The sequence below is a fragment of the Actinoplanes sp. NPDC089786 genome (genome assembly GCF_040684855.1).
Lineage (GTDB): Bacteria > Actinomycetota > Actinomycetes > Mycobacteriales > Micromonosporaceae > Actinoplanes.
In genome coordinates this window covers 155637-179510 of the sequence record NZ_JBFBGU010000015.1, presented here as the reverse complement: position 1 = coordinate 179510, position 23874 = coordinate 155637, and the positions used below count along the sequence as shown (strand labels likewise).

18 protein-coding genes are annotated in these 23874 nt (G+C 69.3%); 9 read left to right on the top strand and 9 right to left on the bottom strand.

Going from position 1 to position 23874, the window contains the following annotated elements; all coding sequences use genetic code 11:
- The first annotated feature begins 195 nt into the window (after positions 1–195).
- The 4 genes from AB0O15_RS32815 (at position 196) to AB0O15_RS32800 (ending at position 5300) form a co-directional block, all read left to right on the top strand.
- On the top strand, positions 196–2055 hold the full coding sequence (locus AB0O15_RS32815) for a polysaccharide deacetylase family protein (protein ID WP_364326582.1): 1860 nt from the start codon (positions 196–198) through the stop codon (positions 2053–2055).
- A 421-nt stretch (positions 2056–2476) separates the two neighbouring features.
- Positions 2477–3235 carry a helix-turn-helix transcriptional regulator gene (locus tag AB0O15_RS32810; RefSeq protein ID WP_364326579.1) on the top strand — a complete coding sequence of 253 codons (759 nt, stop codon included), beginning with the start codon at positions 2477–2479 and terminating at the stop codon, positions 3233–3235.
- Positions 3236–3824: 589 nt separating this feature from the next.
- Positions 3825–4670 (top strand): peptidoglycan-binding domain-containing protein, encoded by an 846-nt coding sequence (locus AB0O15_RS32805; RefSeq protein WP_364326576.1) that lies wholly within the window; start codon positions 3825–3827, stop codon positions 4668–4670.
- 192 nt (positions 4671–4862) lie between these two features.
- Positions 4863–5300 (top strand): hypothetical protein, encoded by a 438-nt coding sequence (locus AB0O15_RS32800; protein ID WP_364326573.1) that lies wholly within the window; start codon positions 4863–4865, stop codon positions 5298–5300.
- 66 nt (positions 5301–5366) lie between these two features.
- Here the strand turns inward: AB0O15_RS32800 and AB0O15_RS32795 are convergent, their stop codons facing one another.
- From AB0O15_RS32795 to AB0O15_RS32770, 6 genes are all read right to left on the bottom strand, one after another.
- Positions 5367–8003 carry an ATP-binding protein gene (locus AB0O15_RS32795; RefSeq protein ID WP_364326570.1) on the bottom strand — a complete coding sequence of 879 codons (2637 nt, stop codon included), beginning with the start codon at positions 8001–8003 and terminating at the stop codon, positions 5367–5369.
- A gap of 245 nt (positions 8004–8248) precedes the next feature.
- Positions 8249–8563: a LysR family transcriptional regulator gene (locus AB0O15_RS32790; protein ID WP_364326568.1), complete on the bottom strand. Its 315-nt coding sequence runs from the start codon at positions 8561–8563 to the stop codon at positions 8249–8251.
- Positions 8449–8712 (bottom strand): hypothetical protein, encoded by a 264-nt coding sequence (locus tag AB0O15_RS32785; RefSeq protein ID WP_364326565.1) that lies wholly within the window; start codon positions 8710–8712, stop codon positions 8449–8451. Before AB0O15_RS32785 ends, AB0O15_RS32790 begins: the two co-directional genes overlap by 115 nt.
- Positions 8713–8717: 5 nt before the next feature.
- Positions 8718–9464 carry a hypothetical protein gene (locus AB0O15_RS32780; protein WP_364326562.1) on the bottom strand — a complete coding sequence of 249 codons (747 nt, stop codon included), beginning with the start codon at positions 9462–9464 and terminating at the stop codon, positions 8718–8720.
- Entirely contained in the window at positions 9461–12175 is a 2715-nt protein-coding gene (locus AB0O15_RS32775; protein WP_364326559.1) for a TIM barrel protein, read from the bottom strand. The genes AB0O15_RS32780 and AB0O15_RS32775 overlap by 4 nt, the downstream gene beginning before the upstream one ends.
- Before the next feature lie 61 nt (positions 12176–12236).
- Positions 12237–13025 carry a citryl-CoA lyase gene (locus tag AB0O15_RS32770; protein ID WP_364326556.1) on the bottom strand — a complete coding sequence of 263 codons (789 nt, stop codon included), beginning with the start codon at positions 13023–13025 and terminating at the stop codon, positions 12237–12239.
- 164 nt (positions 13026–13189) lie between these two features.
- Here AB0O15_RS32770 and AB0O15_RS32765 point away from each other — a divergent pair, with 164 nt between their 5' ends.
- Positions 13190–14245, top strand: coding sequence for a ThuA domain-containing protein (locus AB0O15_RS32765; protein ID WP_364326554.1), 1056 nt, complete (start codon positions 13190–13192; stop codon positions 14243–14245).
- Between the two features lie 75 nt (positions 14246–14320).
- Positions 14321–16456, top strand: coding sequence for a PQQ-binding-like beta-propeller repeat protein (locus AB0O15_RS32760; RefSeq protein WP_364326551.1), 2136 nt, complete (start codon positions 14321–14323; stop codon positions 16454–16456).
- Between the two features lie 6 nt (positions 16457–16462).
- Here the strand turns inward: AB0O15_RS32760 and AB0O15_RS32755 are convergent, their stop codons facing one another.
- Positions 16463–18553 (bottom strand): PQQ-binding-like beta-propeller repeat protein, encoded by a 2091-nt coding sequence (locus tag AB0O15_RS32755; protein WP_364326548.1) that lies wholly within the window; start codon positions 18551–18553, stop codon positions 16463–16465.
- 201 nt (positions 18554–18754) lie between these two features.
- Here AB0O15_RS32755 and pqqC point away from each other — a divergent pair, with 201 nt between their 5' ends.
- The 3 genes from pqqC to AB0O15_RS32740 are packed head-to-tail and all read left to right on the top strand — an operon-like array spanning position 18755 to position 21620.
- Positions 18755–19450 (top strand): pyrroloquinoline-quinone synthase PqqC, encoded by a 696-nt coding sequence (pqqC, locus tag AB0O15_RS32750; protein ID WP_364326545.1) that lies wholly within the window; start codon positions 18755–18757, stop codon positions 19448–19450.
- Positions 19447–20802, top strand: coding sequence for a pyrroloquinoline quinone biosynthesis protein PqqE (gene pqqE, locus AB0O15_RS32745; RefSeq protein ID WP_364326542.1), 1356 nt, complete (start codon positions 19447–19449; stop codon positions 20800–20802). Before pqqC ends, pqqE begins: the two co-directional genes overlap by 4 nt.
- Positions 20799–21620, top strand: a complete 822-nt coding sequence (locus AB0O15_RS32740; protein ID WP_364326539.1) for an MBL fold metallo-hydrolase — start codon at positions 20799–20801, stop codon at positions 21618–21620. The genes pqqE and AB0O15_RS32740 overlap by 4 nt, the downstream gene beginning before the upstream one ends.
- Before the next feature lie 185 nt (positions 21621–21805).
- Here the strand turns inward: AB0O15_RS32740 and AB0O15_RS32735 are convergent, their stop codons facing one another.
- Complete coding sequence (locus AB0O15_RS32735) at positions 21806–23026, bottom strand: CoA transferase (RefSeq protein ID WP_364326536.1); 1221 nt, start codon at positions 23024–23026, stop codon at positions 21806–21808.
- A 21-nt stretch (positions 23027–23047) separates the two neighbouring features.
- Positions 23048–23857, bottom strand: a complete 810-nt coding sequence (locus tag AB0O15_RS32730; RefSeq protein ID WP_364326533.1) for an IclR family transcriptional regulator — start codon at positions 23855–23857, stop codon at positions 23048–23050.
- Between the last annotated feature and the right edge of the window lie 17 nt (positions 23858–23874).

Below are 23874 nucleotides of genomic sequence, written 5' to 3'. Positions count from 1 at the left end.
TATAGGCACGCCGCGTACTTTTCATTCCCGGTCTATAAACACACTCGCCCGACCTGGTCATGAAATCTGCCCGTAACATGCGCCGCCGTGCCTGGTGTCCGCATTTCGAACGCCTCAGTAAATCAGCTAATCGTTCAGTGATGATCGGGCAGCCATCGTGGGATAGTCCGTTCAATGTCCACCCGAGGAGGTCACGTGACCGTCGAGCCGATGTCGCGCCAGGGCACAAAACCTGCCCTTGGCCTGCGGCTTCTCACCGTACTGGCGGCGCTGTCCACCGCCGCGCTGTTCATTATATCGATACCTGTTGCGGCTCATGCCTCTGCGTTGCGGCCATTGTCCGTGACGCTCACCTTCGACGACGGATTCGCGGATGAACTTGCCGCGCAGCAATTATTGCAGCAGTACGGCATGCGCGGAACCTTCTACATCAATTCCTCGTTCATCGGGCTCCCGGGTTACATGACTCGGGCGCAGTTGGCGGACGTCGCCGCACACGGGCACGAGATCGGCGGCCATACGGTCTCGCACCAGCCGCTCACCACGTTGTCCGCCGACGAGCAGGACCGGCAGATCTGTCAGGACCGCAATGTGCTGCTTTCCTGGGGATACGCCGTGACCTCGTTCGCCTACCCGTTCGCCGAGTTCAGCGCCACCACCAAAACGATCGCCCAGCACTGCGGCTACAACAGCGCCCGGGCGGTGGGCGACCTGCGCTCGCCGTACAGCTGCTCGGACTGCCCGGCCACCGAGACCATCCCGCCGGCCGACCGGTTCGAGATCCGCACCCCGGATGACGTCGAGTCCAACTGGACGCTGGCCAATCTGCAGAACCTCGTCACCCGGGCCGAGACCACCGGCGGCTGGCTGCCACTGAACCTGCACCACGTGTGCAGCACAGGATGTCCCGCCGAGTCCATCTCCCCGGCCGTCTTGGGCCAGTTCCTCAACTGGCTCCGGCCGCGCTCGTCGCCAACCATCCGGACCACCGTGAAGACGGTGCAACAGGCGCTCGGTGGGTCCGTCCAGCCGGCCGTCGCGGCGGTTCCGGCGCCCGCGCCCGGCGCGCCCGGCGTCAACACGGTGCGCAACGCGTCGCTCGAAACCGCCTATGCGCCCGACCCGAACCTGCCGGACTGCTTCAACTCCGCCGGCTACGGCGCCAACACGACCACCCAGACCCGGGTCACCGACGCGCACAGCGGCACCTACGCCTCGCGCATCACGGTGAGCAGCCGGACCGACGGGGATGCGAAACTGCTGCCCCGGTTCGATCTGGGCCAGTGCTCGTCGTCCGTGGCGCAGGGCCGCACGTACCAGGCCAGCGTCTGGTACAAATCCGACGTCCAGGTCTTTTTCACGATGTACAAGCGCAACGCGCTCGGACAGTGGAGTTACTGGACGCAGAGCCCGCGGATGGCGCCGGCCGGCACGTGGACCCAGGCCACCTGGATCACCCCGGCGCCGCCGGCCGACGCGCTGGCCGTGAGCTTCGGCCTCACCATCGACAGCGTCGGCACCCTGACCACCGATGACTACGGGTTCGCCGACACGGCGGTGGGTCCGGCGCCGCCGGGGGCCAACGCGCTGACGAACGCGTCGCTCGAGACCGACGGGGCCGACGGCTTCCCCCAATGCTGGACCGGTACGGGATTCGGGACGAACACGCCGGTCTGGTCGCGGGTCACCGACGCCGCCGACGGCACGTACGCCGAGAAGCTGGAACTCACGGCCTGGACCGACGGCGACGCCAAGCTGATCCCGTCGTGGGACAGCGCCAACTGCGCGCCGCTGGTGACCGTCGGCAGCACGTACACGCTGGCGCTGTCGTACAAGTCGACCGCGACCACGTTCCTGACCCTGTACCGGCAGGACGCCGCGGGCAACTGGGCCTACTGGACGCAGAGCCCGTACTTCCCGGTCTCGGCGGCATACACCACCGCGACCTGGACGACGCCCGCCGTGCCGGCCGGGACCAGAGCCGTGACGTTCGGCCTGACGCTGGACAAGGTCGGGGAGGTGACCACCGACAGATACAGCATGATCGCCAACTGACCCAACGCCGCAGCCCCTGGCTGATCCACGAGACATGGCCCAGTACGGCAGCCGTCGTTCGTGATCATGGCTTGAGTTCGAGGTTGAGACGGTGGGCGCCGGTGCTGCCCGCGGCCGCGGGCAGTCCGGTGCCTGCTCGCTGGTGAACGGCCCGATCGAGGCGCCGCGCGCAGCTCGACGACGATGAAGCCTGAAAGCTCTGACCTGGGCGCGGATCGCGGCACGAGATTGCCCGCTCGGGGGCCAGGACGGCCGTTACCGCCGCAGGCCGGCTCGGCATTCGGTCGCATCTGTGCCCACCGATAATGATCCACACAGCCCACCCGTCTTTATCGGCCGCTATGCCGGGCGTCGCTTCATCGACGCTCCTATGAGTCGTTGAGGGCCCATACTTTGTCGGTGGGCGGACTCGGAGGGCAGTGTGGACGACTCGAAACTACTGCAACTGGGATTGCGGGCGGCACGCTCGATCGTGGACGAGAAGCCGTTCGTTACCGACTTGGCTGAAGGCCTACGCGGCGTTGTGGGCGCCGACTGTGTTTGTATAGACGTTTGTCGCGGCTGGCCAGAGGAGACTCCGGTGGTAACTCTGGCGGGGGAGCCTGGTGATCTGACTGCGTCTGAGACCGATGATTGGATGCAGCTGTCGGCTGTCGATGATCCATACATAATGAACCTGGTGGCGACTCGTGATCCTCTTCCCTATCGCGTCAGCGACCTGACGACGCTCAGTCGCTTCCGCCGGACGTCGGTCTACCGTGAGATCTACGCCGGATTTGAGATGCGTTACTTGGTGGCGATGGCCCCGCGCATCACCGACCACGACATGGTGATTGTCGGTCTGACCCGCAGGCTGCACGACTTCTCGGATGTGGAAGCCCGGGCTTTGCACCCGCTACGCCACCTACTTTCCGCGGCGTTTGATTATCAGCAGTTGGTCAGCAAGATTCGGGCTGAACTCCGCACCGTACCGGTCGACGTTGATCCACGTCGGCTGACCCTGACCCAGCGGGAAGATCAAGTGCTCGCATTGGTGGCCGCCGGGCACACCAATGACCAGGTTGCCCGCCGGCTCGGCGTCAGTCCTCGGACCGTCCGTAAGCACCTGGAAGCGGTTTTCCCCAAGGTTGGCGTCTCCAACCGCGTCGCTGCGGTCGCGTGGTGGCTCCGTCAGAACTGACTCTGACGTCCCGCCAGCGGTTTGCACCTCTTCCGTGTGGATGGAAGCAGGCGACTTGTCAAGGTGGCTCTTCGGCCACCTGCCGGAATCGCCCTTGTCCGGCGATCCTGGGTCGGCAATGACGAATCGGTCCACACCTGGAACGCCAGGAGTCTCGCCATGACCACAGCGCTCGACAACTGACCAAGGGATCGTGTTGACCGTGCCCGAGTCATTGGCCCAGCCCGAGCCCACATTCCGCCGTTCAGCCGAAACGCGCCACGAGGCCGTCTCGTCTGCTGATCATCATTGCTCTTCCGCAGAACTCAGTGGCGGTCGCCGACTGGCCCCGACACGCGGCGTGGGTTCCGCGCGTCAGATGCTCGCGCTGCAAGCCGCCGCGGGAAACCGGGCGGTCGTATCCGCGCTTCTGGCCCCGGTTCAGCGTCAAAGACCGACGTCGTCAGCTCCTGCGGCGAGCCCTGCGGGCACAGCCGCACCCGGACCGGAGTCAGCCCCGCGCGAGGGACAGGCCCCGCTGCCGGTGCAGCGTTGCGGCGCCGAGCAGAACGCCGGCTGCCCATGCGCGGACGTTGTGCCTGAGGAGGACGTGCAGCGCACCTTGTCCGTTGCACGAGCCGACGGGTCACCGGGTCCGGGCCCGATCGGCGCAGGACCTGAGACCCATTTGTCCTCGCCGCGGTTCGCCGCCGACGATCTTCTCGAAGCCTGCTACCAGGACCGCGGACGGCTGGCGATCGGTATGACCAACGAGTCGGTCCGGAAAGTTCAGCAAGCACTGCTCGATCTGGCCTACGACCTTGGGCCGGCGGGCGCGGACGGCGTTCACGGTCCGATGACCGTCACCGCCGTGAAGAACTTCAAAAAGGATGAAAGCCTCGGCTTCGCCGAATACGGTGACGTCGGTCCCGGTACTATGCGCCGGCTCGATCAGCTGTTCTCGGGGCGACGGCAAAATCCGCCCGACCGGCGCAAGCGCGGCGGTGAGTTCCCGCGCAGCACCGCCAAGGTTGAGGTATTGGCCACGCACATCGGCGGCATTCCCGGCGGGGTCAAGCACCTCTTCATCGTCCACACCAGCGACGCAGACAACAAAACGGCCTACCGCGCCGGCCCAGGTGTCTGTCCCGACGGGCCCCGTCCCGACGGGGCGCCGTCGATCATGGAGGATCACGGCCCCTACAACGACCGCTTCATCGACTGGGACCCGAACGCTCCCTCCGTCACCGCGGTTCGAGGCCAAGCCGCGAATGACAAGGATGCCTGCCTGCTGGGTCATCTCCGTGACATCGACGCCGCGTGCATCGCCTACTCCCCGTTGGGGCCGAACAGCAACACGGTCGCCCGCACTCTTCTTGAACGTTGCGGCATTCCGCAAGCCAAACCGGATGTAGTCGCGCCGGGATGGGACGCGACGTTGCCGACGAAGAAATGACTACGACCAACGCTGCGAAGAGAGCAGCACCTCACTGTCATCGGCACGAGTCGTGCGTCGGGCCGGCTCCCGGCGTGCGTCACCCCGCGTGACGGCTCACCACCGACCGACGCGCGGTCCGCGGCAGAAGAGGATGCACTTCGACGGTGCGCCTGCCTGCGGAGCCAAAACGGCGCCAGTAGGCTCGGCCTCATGCCGGACATCAAGGACCTCGAGCCGCTGATCGGTCGCTGGAGCCAGCTCGTCGACGCGCCGCGGCACGTCGAGGAAAAGGTTGCGGGCGAGATGACGCTGGAGTGGCTCCGGGACGAGAAGGTGATTCTCCAGCGCTCGATCGCCGAGAACCCGATGTTTCCCGAGGGCGTGGTTCTGATCATGTCCGCCGATGACGACGCCGAGGGCGACTTCACCGCGCACTACTTCGACTCCCGTGCGGTCTCGCGCGTACTCCACATGAGCTTCCAGGCCGGTGTCTGGAAGTGGTGGCGCCACGCGAGCGGCCCTGACGATTTCGATCAGCGCTTCGAAGGCACGCTCTCGGCAGACGGCAAGACGATCGACAGCTCCTGTTACCTCGTCGAGGGCGGCGAGTGGATCCACGACTTCGACGTCACCTACACGCGGGCCTAGTCCCAAGGCGGTAAACGCGGCGTGAGTTGGCCAAGGGGACATGCGGTGGGTCGAATGGTGGCACGGTTATGGAGCCGCGATGCGGTCGCCCGCCTCGAGTACCCGCGAAATGGTGCTGAGCAACTGATAGGAGCTGACAGGTTTGTTCAGCAGCACCGCCCCGGGGGGAAGGGCGCTTCGCGCGGCGAGGACGGACTCGGCATAGCCGGACATGAAGACCACCGGTAGGGACGGCCGGTCGAGGCGCAGGTCCCGAGCAAGGTCCGGCCCGTGGGTGCCAGGCATCACCACGTCGCTCAGCAGCAGGTTGATACCGTCCCCCGCGTCGGCCAGTTCGCGGGCCTCAGCGGCTGTGGCCGCCGATCGGACGGTGTATCCGTTGCGGTGCAGGATTCGTTCGGTGAGTGCGCGCAGGCCTTCGTCGTCCTCGACGAGCAGGATCGTCTGCCCGGTGCCGGACACCGGTACGGGTTCCGTCTTCTCGGCTGTCTCGGCGTGGTCGGTGGTGATCGGCAGGAGGGTAGCGACGGTCGTGCCGTGGCCCAGCTCGGAGTAGATCTGGGCGTGGCCACCGGCCTGGGTGATGATGCCGTAGATGGTGGCCAAGCCGAGTCCGGTGCCCTGGCCGGTCGGCTTGGTGGTGAAGAACGGTTCGAAGGCGCGTTCCAGCGTGGCTTTGCTCATTCCGGTGCCCGTGTCGCTGACCTGCAGCCGCATGTAGCGGCCGGGACGCAGGCCGGGGTGCTGAGCCGTGTAGTGCTCATCCACCGTCACCGCGTCGGTGTCGATGGTCAGCGTGCCGCCGTCGGGCATGGCGTCGCGGGCGTTGACGGCCAGGTTTACCAGCACCTGCTCCAGCCGGCCGACGTCGGCTTTGACGGGGCGCGACTCGGGGGTCAGACGGGTGACCAGGATGATGTCCGCGCCGAGGGTGCGGCGCAGCAGTTTCTCCACGTCCACGACGACGCTGTTGAGGTCCAGCACCCGCATCTCGGTGACGGCGTCGGCGCGGGCGAATGCCAGCAGCTGCCGGGTCAGGCCGGCGGCCCGATCCCCGGCTGCGACGATCTCCAGAAGGTCCGCGTGCAGACGGCTCCAGGCTGGGTCACCGGCGGTCATCACCTCCACATCCGCGGCGGACATGCTGGCGTACCCGTTGATGATGCCGAGGAGGTTGTTGAAGTCATGAGCGATGCCGCCGGCGAGCTGGCCGAGGCTCTCCAGCCGCTCGGACTGCCGCAGGCGTCGTTGCAGCTGCTCCCGCTCGGTGATGTCGTCGAGAATCGCGCAGCGCACCGTGCGCCCGGCGAAGACGGTGAGGTGTGAGGTCACATCGACGTCGGTAACCGTGCCGTCATGCTTGACGTGACGCAGCCGGCGGCCGCGTTCCACCGGTGCTGCCGTGGATACTGCCTGCGCCACAAGCGCGGCGTCGTCGACTGGGCACAGGTCGGTGACCGCCATGCTGAGTAGTTCGTCCCGAGTGTGCCCGAAATAGCGGACGGCGGCATCATTCACCGCCACGATGTGCAGTGTCTCGACGTCGAACAGATAGACCGGGTACGGACTGGCGTCGAACATCTGCCGGTAGTTGCGCTCGTGCTCCCGCGCGACTTCCTCGGCCTTGCGACGCTCTCCCAGCTCGCTGTCGACCGTGGCGAGCAGGGCGGCGAACTCCGCTCCGAGGCCGCTGACCTCTTGCGGCCCGGAAACGGTGACGGCCCTGTCCAGGTCACCGGTCCTGGCCGCGACGTGTACCGCCGCGCGCAACCGCCCGATGGGCCGGGTAATACGCCGATACACCAGCAGCGTCGCCAGTAGTCCGGCGAGCAGACCGACCGCGGCGATCACCGCCTGCCGTTGCGCCAGCCGGTGCCCCGCGGTCAGTGCCGCCGACCGCTCCGCGCCGGCGAACACATGCCAGCCGGCCCCGGCGACGTCGGCCTGCTCATATACCCGGCGCAAGCCCGAAACATCCACCCCTTCACCGGCAGCGCCCGGCGCACCGAAGCGGCTGGCACGCACCGCTGTGCCGGCCCACCGCGGGCCATCGGGCCATCGAGTCAGAACGGTCCCGCCGTCGCCGGTCGTGACCAGGAACTCGAGCCCACGCGTACCGCCGAACAGGTCTGCGACCGTCGCACCGAGCCCGACCAGGTCCACGAACGCCACCACCACCCCCAGACCAGGTATCGGGGCGCTGACCAGCACAGCCGGGCGACCGGTACGGCCATCCGCCACCGGGCCCAGCACCTGTTGCGCCCGGGTCGCGGCCGGCAGCCATGGCGCCCTCCGGTACACGGCGGCGTCGTCACCCGTCAGTTGATGCGACGAGCATGCGACCGTGCCGTCCGGGCGCAACAGATCCAGATGGCCGTCGTCGGGGCCGCCCAGGGAGAACGACAGCCGGCAGGAGGCCGGATCCGCGAACACCTGCCCGGCGCCCGGGCTCGACGCCACCGCATCGACACTCGACCGGACGACCGTGAGATTTTCCCCGATCTTGTCGGCCGCCTGTCGGGCGCCGTACCTCGCGTCCGCGCGGGCGGCCGACATCCCGTCTCGCTCGGCAAGGGCCCAACCGGAGCCAAGCGAGATCACGCCCGCCAACACGAACAGCCCCATCAAACCGGCCAGGTACGTTCGCAGCGGCCACTGCCCACGATGTGCGAGCATGCCGCCCAACATGTTTCCCCGCTGCATCGATGCCTCGATTCGGTGACCGCGACAGCGTGCCGCCACCGACCAGTACAGCATCAACCCGCGCGCAGCCAGCCGCAGATGAGCAGACCCGCCGCATGCGCCCGCGCGGCAACCGCTCACGCTCAGCCGAGCGGGGCTCCTCGAAGACCGTCACCTCCAGCCGCGGGAAACGACGGCGAAGCTCAATCAGCGCACCGGAAGCTGGCGTGTAACGAACCCCATCTGCACCGCTTCCACCAGCTGACTCACCAATGCATCGCAGCCCGACCGTCTCTCAGAAACGCACGGACGACGGTGGGCACCCGCCCGGACGAGTACGGGTGAACAAGCTGCATGCCGAGCTCCCGCTCCAAGGAGCGGATCTGCTGGGACACCGACGGCTGCGCAACTCGCATGAGGCACGCCGCCGAGGTCGCCGAACCCCGCTCAGCGACGGCCAGACGGCTTAATTGGAGAGACGTTGCCGATCGCCGGGCCGGCGGAAGGCGCTCGCGCTGTAGTAGCGGGTGACGTTGCCGTTGGTGTCGGTCTCGCGGCTGTAGTGCTTGAGGAAGTCCCACAGCATCGGGGACTCCTCGGCCATCGTGTTGTGCGATCGATAGAGGTTCTTGGTCAGCTTCAGGATGGGACGGCCGGTGCGGGTGTCGTTCCAGGTCCACGTCTGGAAGCGGTTCCGGTGGCCGCTGCGCCGCCCGGCGACGGTGTCCACGTCGTTCAGGGTGATCCCGTCGACCCGCAGGTGGTACCGCGCCCAGCTGTCGAGCAGGTGGGCAGGACCGTCTCGTCGTACCGGATCAGGTCGAAGCCGGGCGGGAAGTCGACCGGTGTGTAGCCGTCGGTCTCGCCACCGAACTCCCGCGCGGCGTAGGAGGCTAGATAGCCGGCGTTCAGGCCGGCGGAGTCAACGTACACCTGGCCGATGACGCGGAGCGGATGCGCGACGGCCCACGCCTCCAGGGCGGGGGCGCCCCGGCCGTACCCGACGAGGTAGTGCAGCCCGAAGATCGAGAAGTAGCGGTTGTTCTGGTGGAAGGCCATCGCCGCTTCGACGTAGGCGGCCTCGTCGCCGGGGCTGCCCCACCCGTCCGGTCCGGGCTCCAGGAGGAAAAGCCCCTCCTCCCGGCGGTCGGCGACCTCCCGCCAGGACGAGGACCGCAGGAACTCGGCGGTGCCGGTGTGGTCGGGCACCGCGATCACGGTGAAGTACGAGCGGATGGGAGTCCGCGGCGAGATGTACACCTTGGCCGTCCGGGTCGTGCCGCCGATGTCGAACGTCCTGGTCCAGTACCCGGTCATCTCGCGGGGCAGCTTGTTGGCGCGGGCGTAGTCGTAGGCGGGGAACGGGCGGTCGTCCAGGGATCGAGGCGGCGATGCCGACGCGGCGGTCTGCGGCAGGAGGGCGGCGGTCGTCGCGAGCGCGGCGGTGCCTTGCAGCAGACTGCGGCGGTCGATGGCGGTCATGAGATGGCCTTTCGGTTCGCGAGGTGGGCGCGCGAAGCGGCGATGGCGAGACGTGCGTGTTCCTTGCCGCCGACCTGGGCGACCAGGCGCGCCTTCGGGATTTCCAGCGCGTACGGCAGGCCGGGCGGCAGCGCGCCGAGGATGCCGTGGATGTCGATGCCGCCCTCGCCGGGAAAGAGCCGTTCGAACCGGGCGGTGTGGATGAGACCCTCGTTGGTGTCCGGCACGGCGGGCGGTGCGTCGCAGAGGTGTACGAAGTGGAACCACTCCGCCGGCAGCTCGCGAAGGTCGGCGACGCTCGACCCGGAGCGGGCGAAGTGCAACAGGTCGACCAGGATGCCCGCGTTGGACGCGCCGGCGCCGCGGAGCACCCGGACGGCCGAGTTCAGGTCGGGGGTCTCGGTCCAGGACGGGAATTCGAGGTCGACCGTGAGCCCGAGCGGCCGGGCCATCTCGCACAGCAGCGCGAACCGATCGGTCTTGCGGGCGCGATCGGGATCGGGCAGCTGCGCGATGACGTGGCGTGCCCCCAGCTCGGCCCCCGCCTCGAGGAACCGCTGGAAGTCACGTGGGTCCTCGTCGGGGCTGATCCGGGCCAGTTCGATGTCGAGGACCTCGACGCCGGTCGCGGCGAGCCGGACCTTGGTCGTACGCATCAGGGCGGGGTCGGTCGCGAGGGGGTAGTGCGGTTCCTGCGGGGTGACTCGGGTCAGCCGCAGGCCGACGTATCGGTATCCGGCCTCGGCGGCGGCGTCGACGAGCTCGGGTGGGGAGAGGCTGAGCGCGGTCAGATGGGCGAGCGAGAAGTCGGGTTGCTGGTCCGGGGCGGTGGGTGAGGGGTGCCGGAGGCTGAGCAGGCGGCGTTCGCGGTGGGCGGCCATCCGGACCGGGGCGCTGACCGGCCCGCCGTACCCGTCGTACCGATCGACGCGCTGCACCACCGCGAAGAAGACGCGGTGACCGAGCATCTCGGTGTAGAAGTGCAGGTAGGCGCCGGTGTCGTCACAGTCGTACAGGATCGAGTTGGCGCGCAGCTCGGCCAGCAGCTCGGGCGGCAGGGCGAGACGGGCGTCGAGGTCGCTGTAGTAGTTGTCCGGGATCTTGAGCAAGGGCGCGCCGCGCGCACGCATCGAGCGAGCGCTGGCTATGGCGTCCATGGTGCGGAAGGCGACGTGCTGGGGGTTCGGGATCACCGGCGCCCAGTCGCCTCGGCGGAGCGGCGCGGTGTTGAGCGAGATCCGCACGTGGCGGCCCGCATCGCCGACCGCCCGGGAGCGGATCATCCCGAACGGTGCTGCCACCTCGGAGCTCACACCCGCCTGCAGGCCCAGCACCGCTTCGTAGAAGAGGGCGGCCTCGTCGAAATCGTCGACCGAGCCGGTGAGGGAGATGTGGTCCGTACCCGTGATGTGGCCGGCGTCGGAAACAGGCTCGTCGCGGGGTTCGAAGTCCTGCAACCAGTTGCCGGCATCGGCGCCGGTGCGTACCAGAAAGACCGAGGTGCCGTCGGGTGCCGCGATCGAGGCCAGATCCGCCTCGGCCGGCTCGCGCAGGCGCGGGAGTACGGGCGAGAGCAGTCGTTCGGCCCGTTGGGTGGACCGCAGCGGATCCGTGCTCTCGACGGCCAGCGCGCAGACCGTGGCCGTGCCGGGGGTGACCGTACGTTCGGCGGCGAAGTTCAGCAGTACGCGGGCCTTGTCCTGTTGCCACAGTTGCACCGGCTTGGAGCGGTGCTGGCCGGCGTGCCGGAAGCCGAGTGCCGTCAGAGCGCGTTCCAGCACCGGGCCTGAGACGGTGTCGACCGCGAGTTCGGTGAAGACGATGCCGCTGACGCCGGGCGCGGGTGGCAGACCGTGCACCCGGAGCTTGTCCCGGACCGGGGGAGCGGCCGCCACGGCGACCGCCTCCCGCAGGCTGAGCAGCGACCGCATGCCGTTGATGGCGGCGTGACGTGGATCGGCTTGCCGATAGACGTCGTCCGAGACCTCGAGCACCAGGGGGCCGGCGTATCCGGTACTGAGAACATGCCCGACGAAGGCGGTCAGATCGAACGACCCCAGTCCGGGGAAGAGGCGCTGATGCCGGCTCCGTTCGGCCACGTCCATGGTGGAGGTGGCCGCGTCGGCGAGCTCGAGCTGGAAGATCTTGTCGCCGGGGATCACCCGGATGCCGGCCGGCGCCTCGCCGCGCGACAGGACGTGGAAGCTGTCCAGGCACAGGCCGAGTGCGGCGTGGCCGGCCCGGCGGACGATCCGCCAGGCGTGCGGGACGGTGTTGACGAAGCGGCCCCAGGCGAGAGCCTCGTAGGCGAGGCGCAGCCCGCGGGTCTCGGCGCGGGTGGCCAGCACGCTCAGCTGTTCGGCGGCGAGATCGTCGTCGTCCACGGCCTCGGCCGACATCGAGGAGCAGACGACGACCGTCCGCACGCCGATCTGCTCGAGGACGTCGAAGGTACGTTCGGCCCGCCGCAGGTTGGCGGCGAAGGTGTCCGGCGCCACCGCCTCGACGTCGGGCAGGGCCTGGTAGGCGTCGACGGTGAGTCCACGCCGGGCGCATTCGCCGCGGATGCGGTGCGGCGACCAGGATGTGGTGGCGAGATCGCTGCCGGCGAGGGTGATGCCGTGGAACCGTGCGGCCGCCGCGGCGGCGAGTTTGTCCTCGAGGGTGCCGGAGAGACATGTCGTGCCGACGGAGAGCTGGAATCCGGTCATGGATGTCCTCCTCGACCTAAGGACGTACTAGATAGTTCATTACCGGCCCAGCATTGAACCCTCAGCCCAGGTAGGTCGGGCGGATGGACGGCGGGATCGGTCCCTTGTTGCGGCGGCCCTGGCCGGTCTCCTCCCAGGCGTGAGCGAGGATGCCGACGCTGCGGCTGAGGACGAACAACCCGCGGGCCAGCGGTGCCGGGAATCCCAGTTCGGCATAGACGACGGCGGTGGCGCCGTCGATGTTCATCGGTACGGGCTTGATGCGACCGCGATTCAGCACGGCCTCGACCGCCAGGGCGGCTTGCCGGTGAGCGCCGCCCACCACCCCCGCCGCGGCCGCCTTCTCGACCAGGTCCAGTAATGGATCGCGACGAGGGTCGTGGGTGTGGAAACGATGCCCGAAGCCGGGAAGGTACTTGATGCCCCGGGTCCGCCACGCGCCGATGACGTCCTCGGCTGCCTGTGGCAACGCCGTTCCGGCCGTCACCCGCTCGCAGATCTCGTCGAGCAGCGTCACGCACTCCTGCCCGGCGCCGCCGTGTGAGTCGCCGAGCGTGTTGATCGCGCTGGCCATCGCGTTGTTCAGGCCGACGCCGCAGGTGGCGGCCATCCTCGCGACCGCGATGGAAGGGGCGTGCGGGCCGTGGTCCACGCCGGCGACCAGGGCCGCCTCGAGCAGGCTCGCCTGCGCGTCGCTGGGTCGTTCGCCACGCAGCATCAACCAGATCATCGAACCGAACCCGATGGTGCCGATCAGCTCCTGAACCGGGATCCCGCGCAGTTCGACATGATCGGGCTCGATGCGGGACACCGCGGTGCCCCACCAGTCGGCCGCCGCCGCATCGCTCATGGCGTGACATTAGCCGCCGGTCCGAGCTGTGGTCCATAGGGACCGCAGGGTGGATCAGAATTTCGGGAAACCTCTGGTTGTGCGGCACGAAACGTCGTCTTTATATTGAGCCGGACCTTACAGCGGACCGTATGGTCCGTCCAGTGGACCTCAAGAGGTGAAAGATGACCGAATTTCCACGGCGGGCGGTCCTGCGAGGGGCAGCGGTCACGGCAGCGGCGACCGCGGCAGCGGCGACGGCCGGGGGCCAACCGGCGGCGGCCGGCCCCGGGCACGGCGGCGGCACCGAACCGAGGACCAAACAACCGATCACCAGCCGAGTCCCGCGCGGTCTGGACGAGTACTTCGACCCCTACTACAACGTCGTGCGGGGCCAGGTTCCGGCGTCGTACCACCCGTGGGTGGCCGACCGGCAGGACCGCATCCTGCTCTACACGCGGACCGCGGGTCCGCGCCACGCCCACCTCGGCCCGGCGCTGCCGGCCGGTCTGAACCCGGCGCTGACCGCCGCCCATGTCCTGCAGAACGCCGTCATCACCTGGATGGGCGAGGTCGGTGTCCAGGTGGACTGGACCGAGGACGTCACCCAGATGCCGGGGATCGGCAGCACCTACAAGGCGGTCGTCTTCGGCAGCACCAGCCGCGACACGTTGTGGAAGCACGGCACCGCGGTGCTGCCGGCCGCCGCGGTGAACACGACGACCGGCGCCCACCTCGACGCCGCCAAGACCGCTCTGCGGCAGTACATGCGGGCCGGCGGTGGCTTTGTCGGCATTCACAACGCCATCGGTGGCACCGAGTACAACTGGCCGTACTACGAGGGCCTGTGCGGCGGAACCCAGTACTACGACCACGGCGCCAATCAGGAGGGCACCGTGGTCACCTACGCCAAGGACTCGTCCACCGAGGGACTGCCGCAGCGGTGGCAGTTCAAGGACGAGTGGTACAACTGGATGCCCTTCCCCGAGCGGGTCAAGTTCCTGCTCGGCGTCGACGAGTCGACCCTCGCCACCAGGTCGAGCACCCATCCCGGCCATGGGCGATTCCATCCCATCTCGTGGTGCCAGTACTACGACGGCGGCCGTTCCTGGGTGACCGCCCTCGGCCACGACTCCGCCGCCTGGACCGACGGCTCCGGCTTCGTCGGACAGGCCTTCTTCAAGAAGCACATCGTCAACGGGATCCTGTCCGCCATGGGCAAGCTCCCGTTCTGCGTCTGAGCCGCCGTGAGCGTTATACGTCTGAGCCGCCGTGAGCGTTCTGCGTCTGAGCCGCCGAGAGAATGAGAGACCGCAGTGGAGAGACGTAAATTCCTGGCGGGCGCGGCCGGTGCGGTCGGGGCGACAGCTCTGACGGGTACGCCCGCCGAGGCGACTCCGGCCATGCCCGCACAGCCGCAAGCCTTCGGGCGGCCGGGCCGGAACTTCCCCAAGGTCGGTGGCGACCTGGGTAACACCAACCACTCGAACCTGGGCCGGATCACCAGGCGAACCGTCCATCGCCTCGGCGGAGCGTGGCACACCAACCTCGAGGGCGGGAGCACCAGCAGCGCGCAGCAGAGCACCGCGGTGGTCCAGGACGGCATCCTCTACGTGCAGACGACCCAGCAGAACGTGTTCGCCGTCGACGGCCGCACCGGGGCCGTCAAATGGCGGACCAACCTCGGCGACAAGAGCACCAACATGCGCGGCGTGGCGTTGGGCGAGGGCAAGGTCTTCTCCAGTTCCGGTTCCAACGTCGTGTACGCCCTGGACCAGCGCACCGGCGCCGTGGTCTGGCAGAAAGCCCTGATCACCGCGGACGAGGGCGGCTCCGACAGCGGCTGCGATCCGGCCAACGGGCAGTGCGGAGGACTGGCCGGCACGCTCGCCGGCGCCGTCGTCTACTTCGACGGGCTCCTCTACGTCGGCATGCAGGGCAGCACCGGCGGCGCCCGTGGCCGGGCGTACGCGCTGAGAGCCGCGACCGGCGAGATCGCCTGGACCTTCTGGTCGGCGCCGGGCCCGGGCGAGTTCGGGCACGACACCTGGGAGGGTGAATCGTGGAGGACCGGCGGTGCGGTGCCATGGATCCATCCCGCCATCGACCCCGAGCTCGGCCTGGTCTACTGGACGTTCAGCGGTCCGTACCCGCGCACCGACGGCTCGTCGCGCGGCGGAGACAACCTGTTCGCCAACTCGATCGTCGCCCTGGACGCGAAGACCGGCCGGCGGCGCTGGCACTTCCAGTCCGTGCACCACGACATCTGGGACATGGACAACGTCATGGCCCCGGTACTGGTCGATCTGCGGATCGGCGGCAAGCCGCGCAAGGTCGTCGTCTACGGCAGCAAGGTCGGCATGTACCACATCCTCGACCGCCGCACCGGTGAGGCGGTGCACGGCATGACGGAGCGGCCGGTGCCGCAGGAGGTACGCCAGAAGACCGCGGCCACGCAGCCGTTCCCCGGCGGGGAACCGTTCGTGCCGCAGGAGCCGCGCATCGACAAGGCGACCCGGCCGGTGCCGTTCTACGAGACCGGCGGGCTCTACACACCGCACTGGGACCGGCCGGTGATCATCTTCCCCGGGGCGGGTGGCGGCGCCGACTGGTCACATCTGTCGTTCAACCCGCACACCGGCTGGATCTACGTGGGGTACGGCCTGATCAACTCCGGGTTCTCCAACGCCCGCGACGGCCGGGTCAACACGTCCCGGCCGCTGGGGGAGTACTTCGCCGGCGGCATCGCCGCGGTCGACCCGGTCACGAACACCCCGGTCTGGACCAAGGATGGCGAGTGGTCGCTCGCCCACGGCAACGGCATCCTCACCACCGCGGGCCGCGTGATGTTCCAGGGCGGCCCCGACGGAGTCCTGCACGCCATGGACGACACGAACGGCGAGGGCCTCTGGAGCTTCCAGACCGGCGCCGGCGTGCACACCAGCCCGATCTCGTACGAGATCGGAGGTGAGCAGTACATCGCCGTGTTCGCCGGAGGCAACGGCCTGCCGTACCCGGACATCCCCAAGGGCGACCACCTGTGGGCGTTCAAGCTGGGCGGCACGGTGGCGCCGGCCCCCGCGCCGGTCCCGCCCTCGAAACGCAACGACGTACGCAGCGCGCCGGTCACCGGTACGGCGGCGAACAACACCGTGACGATCGGCCGGGTCTGGGACGCGGCCAAGGGCGCTCCCGGCGCGACCGAGAACACGGTCGCCCAGAACGCGATGTCGCCCCAACACCTGACGATCCCGGCCGGGACGACGGTCACGTTCGTCAACCCGGCCGGCAACGCCTCCGCGCACGCGGCGGTGTCGTTCTTCGACGACGAGTTCGACACCGGCGTGCTGATGCCGGGCCGGAGCTGGTCGCACACCTTCGGCAAGCCCGGAACCTACTTCTACAACGACGCCATCTACCCGCAGAACACCGGCAAGATCGTCGTCACCTGACCGGGATCAGTAAACCTCGACCTTCCCGGTCGGACGGGGGCTGTAGCAGTCGTTGTAGAAGTACTCACCGCGCCGGTGGAAGGTGTAGGAGAAGGACTCGCCCGGCTGCAGTCGTACGTCGAAGAGCCCTTCGAAGAACTGTGTGGCGCCATGCTCGTGCACGTTGTCCGGCGGATTGACGAACGTGACGGTGGTGCCGGCCGGGATCCGCAGCCAGGTCGGCGCCATCCCGTTGACGGCGGTCGACTCGGTGCCGCCGACGGTGCCGGTGGCCCGGTCGTAGGTGCGGGCGAGCACCACGGTGTTGTTGACGGCGCTGCCCTCGACGGCGGCGCCGGACACCGGCCGGCGCACGGTGGGCGGCGTCGGGGCGGGCGCCGGGGCGACCGTGCCGCCGAGTTTGAACGCCCAGAGGAAGTCGCCCCGGGGCGCGGAGTCGCCGTAGGGGATGCCGGTGCCGCCGGCGTAGACGGCCAGATACTGCTCGCCGTCGACCTCGTACATGATGGGGCTGCTGCTGATCGCGGCGCCGCACTGCCAGCGCCAGAGCTCACGTCCGCTGGCGGCGTCCAGGGCGAGCAGGTTCCCGTCCGGCTGCCCGATGTAGATGACGTTCCCGGCGGTGCTCAGGACACCGTTGCCGTGCGCCATCGAGTACGGCAGCCGGCGCTTCCAGCGGACCAGGTTCGTGCTGGGGTCGACCGCCACGACGCCGCCGGTCTGGTACTCGCCCGGCGGCCGGAGCCCGTTGCTGGACTCGGTGAGCGAGTGCGCGGCGGCCACGTACCCGAAGCCGGTGTAGACCAGCCCGGTGCGGTGGCTGAACGAGTGCGCGTTCCAGCATGCCCCTCCGCCATGGCCCGGGATCGACAGCACCGGCACATCCCAGTGCGGGGTGTAGATGCCCGCCTGGACATAGTTGGGCACGGCCCGGTTGGGGTCGCCCGGTACGGAGGTGCCGAGCGGCTGGTCCACCACCCGGTTCTCGGTCCAGCCACCTTGACGGGGGAACGGCTGCGTGGGCCAGGTCTTCTGGCGAGGGTCCTGGGGCACCGGCACCTCGTCGATGCCCAGCGGCGCCGAGCCGTCGACGCGGTCGAGGATGAAGTACATGCCGGACTTGCTGCCGTACACGACGACCTTGCGCAGCCGGCCGCGGATGCGGACGTCGGCCAGGACCGGCGCCATGACGTTGTCCATGTCCCAGATGCCGTGGTGGATCGACTGGAAGTGCCAGCGATACCTCCCCGTCCTGATCTCCATGGCCACGATGGAGCTGGAGAACAGGTTCTGCCCGCCGCGTCCGGAGCCGTCCTGCGACGAGTTGCTGCCGCGGGCGTTGCCGAAGGTCCAGTAGACGAGTCCGAGCTCCGGGTCCAGGGCCGGGTGCATCCACGGCGTCGCCCCGCCGGTCTGCCACGAGTCGCCTTCCCAGGTGTCGTGTCCGAGTTCGCCCGGGCCGGGGGCGCCCCAGAAGTGCCACACGACCGAGCCGTCGGCCGCGCTCAGCGCCAGTGCGGCGGCGCGGTCGCCGTCGTGCGTGCCGACGTGCAGCAGGTTGTCGTGATACGTGACGGCGACCTTCTCCATGTTGCCGTAGCCGTTGATCTGCCGTTCCCACAGCACGGCACCGGTGCCCTGGTCCAGGGCGATGATCCAGTTCCCTTTGCCGTGGGTGAAGACCTTGCCGGCGCCGACCGCGACCCCGCGGCGGGTGAGCGGGCCGCGCGTCTGGGTGTAGGTCCATGTGGTGACGCCGGTGCGGCCGTCGACCGCGTGGACGTTGCCCAGCGCCGACTCGATGAAGAGCACCCCGTCGACGGCGACCGCGGTGCTCTGATTCGTGCCGGTGGTGAGGCCGCCCTCGATCCGGTTGACCCACGCGCCGCCCAGCCGTCGGACGTTCGCCTGGTCGATCCGGGAGAGCGCCGAGTAGTTCTGATTGCCGTAGTTGCCGCCAACCTGGGGAAAGTCGCGACCACCGGGCGTGGCGCAGGACGCCGGCGCGAGCTTCGGGGGCGCGGGAATCCGGCTGAGCGGGGCCGCGGCGGTCGCCGCGAGCGCGCCCTTCAGAACGTTCCGGCGGGGAACCTCCATGGAAGACCTCCTCGATACGGCGGCCCCTTGCGCCACCCGAAATCCGGTCTTTATATTGGGCCGGACCTCACAGTGGTGCAAGTGGTCCGCCTGGCGGACCGTGATCGGAGGGTTGATGAAGAAGAAGACCTGGACCAAGCCGCAGATCGAGTGCCTCGAGTCGCGCGCCGAGATCTCCGCCTACGCCGGGGTCGGCGAGCCGTGGCGCAAGCGGCGCTGACCCGCGACGAGTTCGCCGCGGCCCTGCGCGGGCTGTCGGTCCGCTACTGGGACCGGCACCCGTTCCACCTGCGGCTGCACGCCGGACGGTGTACGCCGGCCGAGGTGCGGTCGTGGGTGGCCAACCGCTGGTACTACCAGAAGATCCTGGCGCGGAAGAACGCCGCGGTGATCGCCGGCTGCCCGTTGCCCGAAGTGCGCCGGCGGTGGTTGCGGCGGATCGTCTTCCACGACGGCCTCGTCGATGGCGATGGCGGTCTGACCGACTGGCTGGTGCTGGCCGACGCTGTCGGGCTCGACCGCGGCGAGCTGACCGGCGAGCGGCACGTCGCCCGGGGAACCCGGTTCGCGGTCGACGGCTATCTGCACTTCTGCCAGACCCGGCCCTGGACCGAAGCGGCGGCCGCCGCCCTGACCGAGTTGTTCTCGCCCGACCTCATGACCGAGCGGGTGCTCGCTTGGCGCACCCACTACGACTGGATCAAACCCGACGGCTACGCCTACTTCGAGAAGCGGATCCCGGTCGTACGCGACGACGCGAGCTACACCCTCGACCTGGTGCTGACCCACTGTGCGACCGCCGACCAGCAGGAAGCCGCCGTTCGCGCGCTCGCCTTCAAGTGCGATGTGCTCGGCGCGATGCTGGATGCCATCGACTATCAGGGCGGGGTGGCGTGAGACCGGGCCTCGTGAACGGTGTCCGGCTGGTCCACGATCCCGTCCGCGACGCCGACGCGCTGCTCTACCCGGAGGGCAGCCTGGTGCTGGACGGACCGGCGGCCGACGTGGTGCGCGCCTGCGACGGCGACCGCGATCTGCCGGCGGTGGCCGAGATGCTGGCCCGTGACTACGACGACGTGGTCCTGTCGGACGTGGCGGAGCTGGTCGGCGACCTGGTCGGACGCCGGTTGCTGACCGACGGAGGAACGCCGGCCCGATGCTCCGACGCGGCTGGGCGTCCCGATCCGGACGGCGGTCTCGCCGACGGCATGGTCGCCGAGCTGACCTACCGCTGCCCCCTGCGCTGCACCTACTGCTCGAACCCGGTGCAGATCGCACCGCAGGACCAGGAGCTGACCAACACCGAGTGGTGCGACGCGCTGGAGCAGGCCCGCGATCTGGGCGTCCTGCAGGTGCACTTCTCCGGGGGCGAGCCGCTGCTGCGCCGCGACCTGAGCGAGCTGGCCGTGCAGGCGCAGCGGCTGGGCATGTACACCAATCTGATCACCAGCGGCTCGGGGCTGACCACGGCGCGCCTGACCGGCGTCGACCACGTCCAGCTCTCCATCCAGGACTCGGTCGCGGCCCAGGCGGACGCGGTCGCCGGAGTCCGCGCACATGAGAGGAAGATCCGCGCCGCCGCCGTCGTCCGTGGCGCGGGCCTGCCGCTGACGGTGAACGTCGTGCTGCACGCTGGGAACGTCGACCGTCTCGGCCCGATCGCCGACTTCGCGGTCGGCCTGGGAGCGGACCGGCTCGAACTGGCGCACACCCAGTTCTACGGCTGGGGTCTGGTCAACCGGGCCGCGTTGATGCCGACATCCGAGCAGATCGAGCGGGCCGGCGAGGCCGCCGCGGAGGTGCACGCCCGCTACGGCGAACAGACCGAGATCGTGTACGTGGAGCCGGACTACCACACCGGCCGGGCGAAACCGTGCATGAACGGGTGGGGCGCCCGGCAGTTCTCCATCACGCCGACCGGCGCGATGCTGCCGTGCCTGGCCGCCCAGCAACTGCCCGGTCCGGCGGCGCCGCAGCTGCGCGAGCAGCCGATGGCCGACATCTGGCGACGGTCGGAGCTGTTCAACCGGTTCCGCGGCACCCACTGGATGGCCGCGCCCTGCCGCGACTGCGCGCTGCGTGAACTCGACCACGGCGGATGCCGCTGCCAGGCATTCGCCCTGACCGGCGATCCGGCCGCCACCGACCCGGCGTGCTCGCTGTCCCCACGGCACCGCGACCTCGCCGCGGTGATCCGGACCGCCGGCTCCGACCCGCGGCCACCGGCCGTACCGCGGTGGTATCGGTGAAGGTACGGATTCTCGGCAGCGCGGCCGGTGGCGGCTGCCCGCAGTGGAACTGCGCCTGCCCGGTCTGCACGACCGCGCGCCGATCCGGCCGGCCGCGGAGCCAGGACTCGGTGGCGGTCAGCGGCGACGGAGCAGCCTGGTACCTGCTGAACGCGTCGCCGGACATCCGTACCCAGATCCTCGCCGCACCCGAGCTGACCCCCGGACCCGGCCCGCGCCAGACCCCGCTGCGCGGTGTGCTGCTGACCACGGCCGAGCTGGACCACACCCTCGGCCTGATGAGCCTGCGGGAGACGGCCGAGCTCACCGTGTACGCGACCGAGCCGGTACGCGCCGCGCTGGAACCGATGCGGTGCATGCTGGCCGCCTACACCAGGACCGATTTTCGGCCGATCGAGCCGACCCTGGACGGCGGATTGACCGTGCGGCGTCTCACGGTCGGTTCCAAACGCCCGCGCTACGCCGACGGCCGGCCCGGGGTGGACTGGATGTCGGCTCTCCGCCTGACCGACACGCGGACCGGCTCGTCGTTCGTCTACGCCACGTGCCTGCCGGCCTGGACCGGGGAGTTCGACGAGTTCCTGGCCGGCGCCGACGAGGCGCTCCTGGACGGCACCTTCGGTCATGACGACGAACTGACCCGCACGACCGGTCGGCTCGGCAGCGCGGCCTCGATGGGTCACCTGCCCATCGAGGTGACGCGGAAGCACCATGCCCGGCACCCGGGCACCCGGTTCCGCTACGGCCATCTCAACAACACGAACCCGGCGATCGGTGAGGACATCGCCGAGGACGGGCTGACGCTTCCGGTCCGCTGACCGATGACGGTCTTGACATCGGCATGTGTCGAGGTCAATAACTAACGTACCAGTCCGTACAAAGCCGCCGGGAGGTCGAGAGCGTGACCAGCGGTCGCCGATGTCGTCTACCGACCACCGTCCGGACGGTGACCGGATGCACCGTGACTTCGCAGAGCTGACCGGAGCCGGCGATGAATGATCCGTCAGCGGCCCGCGTCCTCGGCCAGCAAGCGGGCGCCCCGGGCCCGCCACCGGCGCAGCACATCGGGCAGCTCGCTGTTGTGCTCGCCGAGCACCGGAGGCGCGGAGTCCGGCGCGAGCGGAACCTCGTCGAACAGGACCCCGCTGCCGCTGACCCGCAAGGCCCTGGTGGCGTCACCGGGCGCGCCGGACGGGAACGGCAGATCGGTGACAAAACCACGGCCGCCGAGCTGCTCCAAGGCGACCGCCTGGGCCACGGTGAGGATGCGTGCGGCGGGCACACCGGCTGCGGAGAGCCTCCGCTCCCACTCCAGCGCCGGACGGGCCCGCAGGGCTTCGTTGAGCAGGTCGTTGAGCTCGTGGCGGTGCGCCTTGCGGGCCTCCCGTTCGGCGAACCGGGCGTCGGTGATCAACTCCGGCCGGCCGACCAGGCGGCACAACGACTCGAACTGTTCCTGCCGGTTCGCCGCGATGTTCAGCGGGCCGTCGGCGGTCTCGAACGTCCCGGACGGCGCCGCGGTGGCGTTCTGGTCGCCCATCGGGGCCGGCTCGACCCCGCCGACGAGGTAGTTGGAGACCGCCCAGCCCATCGCCGACATGGCGGCCTCGAGCATCGAGACGTCGAGGAAACGGCCCCGGCCGTCACGCTGCCGCCCGGCGAGCGCGGCGGCGATGGACAGCGCCGCGGTCAGCCCGCCGACCGTGTCGGCCACCGGAAAGCCGACCCGCAGCGGCGCTGTCTCCGGCGTACCCGTCACGCTCATCATCCCGGACAGTCCCTGAATGATCTGGTCGTACGCCGGCGATTGACTCATCGGGCCGATCTGCCCGAACCCGCTGATGGCGCAGTAGATCAACGCCGGGTTGAGCTCGCGCAGCCGCTCCCACGGATATCCGATGCGGGCCAGCACTCCGGCCCGGTAGTTGTCGACCAGGACGTCGGCGCAGTCGAGCAGCTCCTCGAACGTGGCGCGACCCGCGGGCGACTTGAGGTCCAGCTCGACCGACTTCTTGCCGGCGTTCTGGGCCAGGAACGACGCCCCGAGCCCGGCCTCGTTCAGCTCCGGTACGGGGCCGAGCTGGCGGGCCAGGTCGCCGCGGCCGGGCATCTCGACCTTGACGACCTCGGCGCCGAGCAGCATCAGGTGGTAGGTGCAGTACGGCCCGGCGAGGACATTGGTCAGGTCGAGGACGCGGACACCGTCGAGTGGACGATCTTGCATGCGCGACGCTCCTTCATGTGTTCAGTAGGACGAGCCCAGGGGATGCTCGAAGCCACGCTCGTTCATCTGCGCGGCCGCGGCCTGGAGTTCCTTGACGAACGTGGCGACCCGGTCCTCGGTGAACCGGACCGTCGGCCCGCTCAGCGAGAGCGCGGCGACCACGGTGCCGGAGCGACCCAGGATCGGTACGGCCACCGCGGACAGGCCCTCCTCGCGCTCGCCGTGACTGACCGCGTAGCCCTGCTCGGTGGCGGCGTCGATCCACTCCCGCAGCTGCCGGACGTGCCCCTCGCCAGCGGGCGAGGAACGGGCGACGCGTTCCAGCAGCGGGTCGGAGGCGTTGCGCAGCAGCACCTTCGCCGAGGCGCCACCCCACAACGGCAGCTCGTCACCGACATGCACCACGTGGCGCAGCGGTTGCGGGCTCTCCTGCTGGGCGATGCAGATCCGGACGATGTCGCGGACGACGTAGACGTTGACCGTCTCCCGCTCACGAGCGGCGAGTTCCCGCATCATCCGCTGGGTCTCCGGTGGGAGCTCCCAGCTCCGGCGGGCGAGGTGGGCCCAGCGCCAGAGGCCGGGACCGGCCATGTACCCGGAACTGGTCGCCCAGAGCAGACCGCTCTGCTCCAGCGTCTGCACCATGCGGATCACGGTGGTCTTGGCCAGGCCCGTCGCGGCCACGATGTCCCGGATGGCGATCAGCGGGCGGTCCTCGGTCAGCAAGGCCAGGATGTCGAGAGCCCGCTGGACGCTGCGCACGCCGCCGGCTTCCGCGGGCGGCTCCTCCGGAGCGGTGGTGGGGGTCGGGCGCTGGGAAGCGGGTGTCACGGCGGCTCACTCTCTTT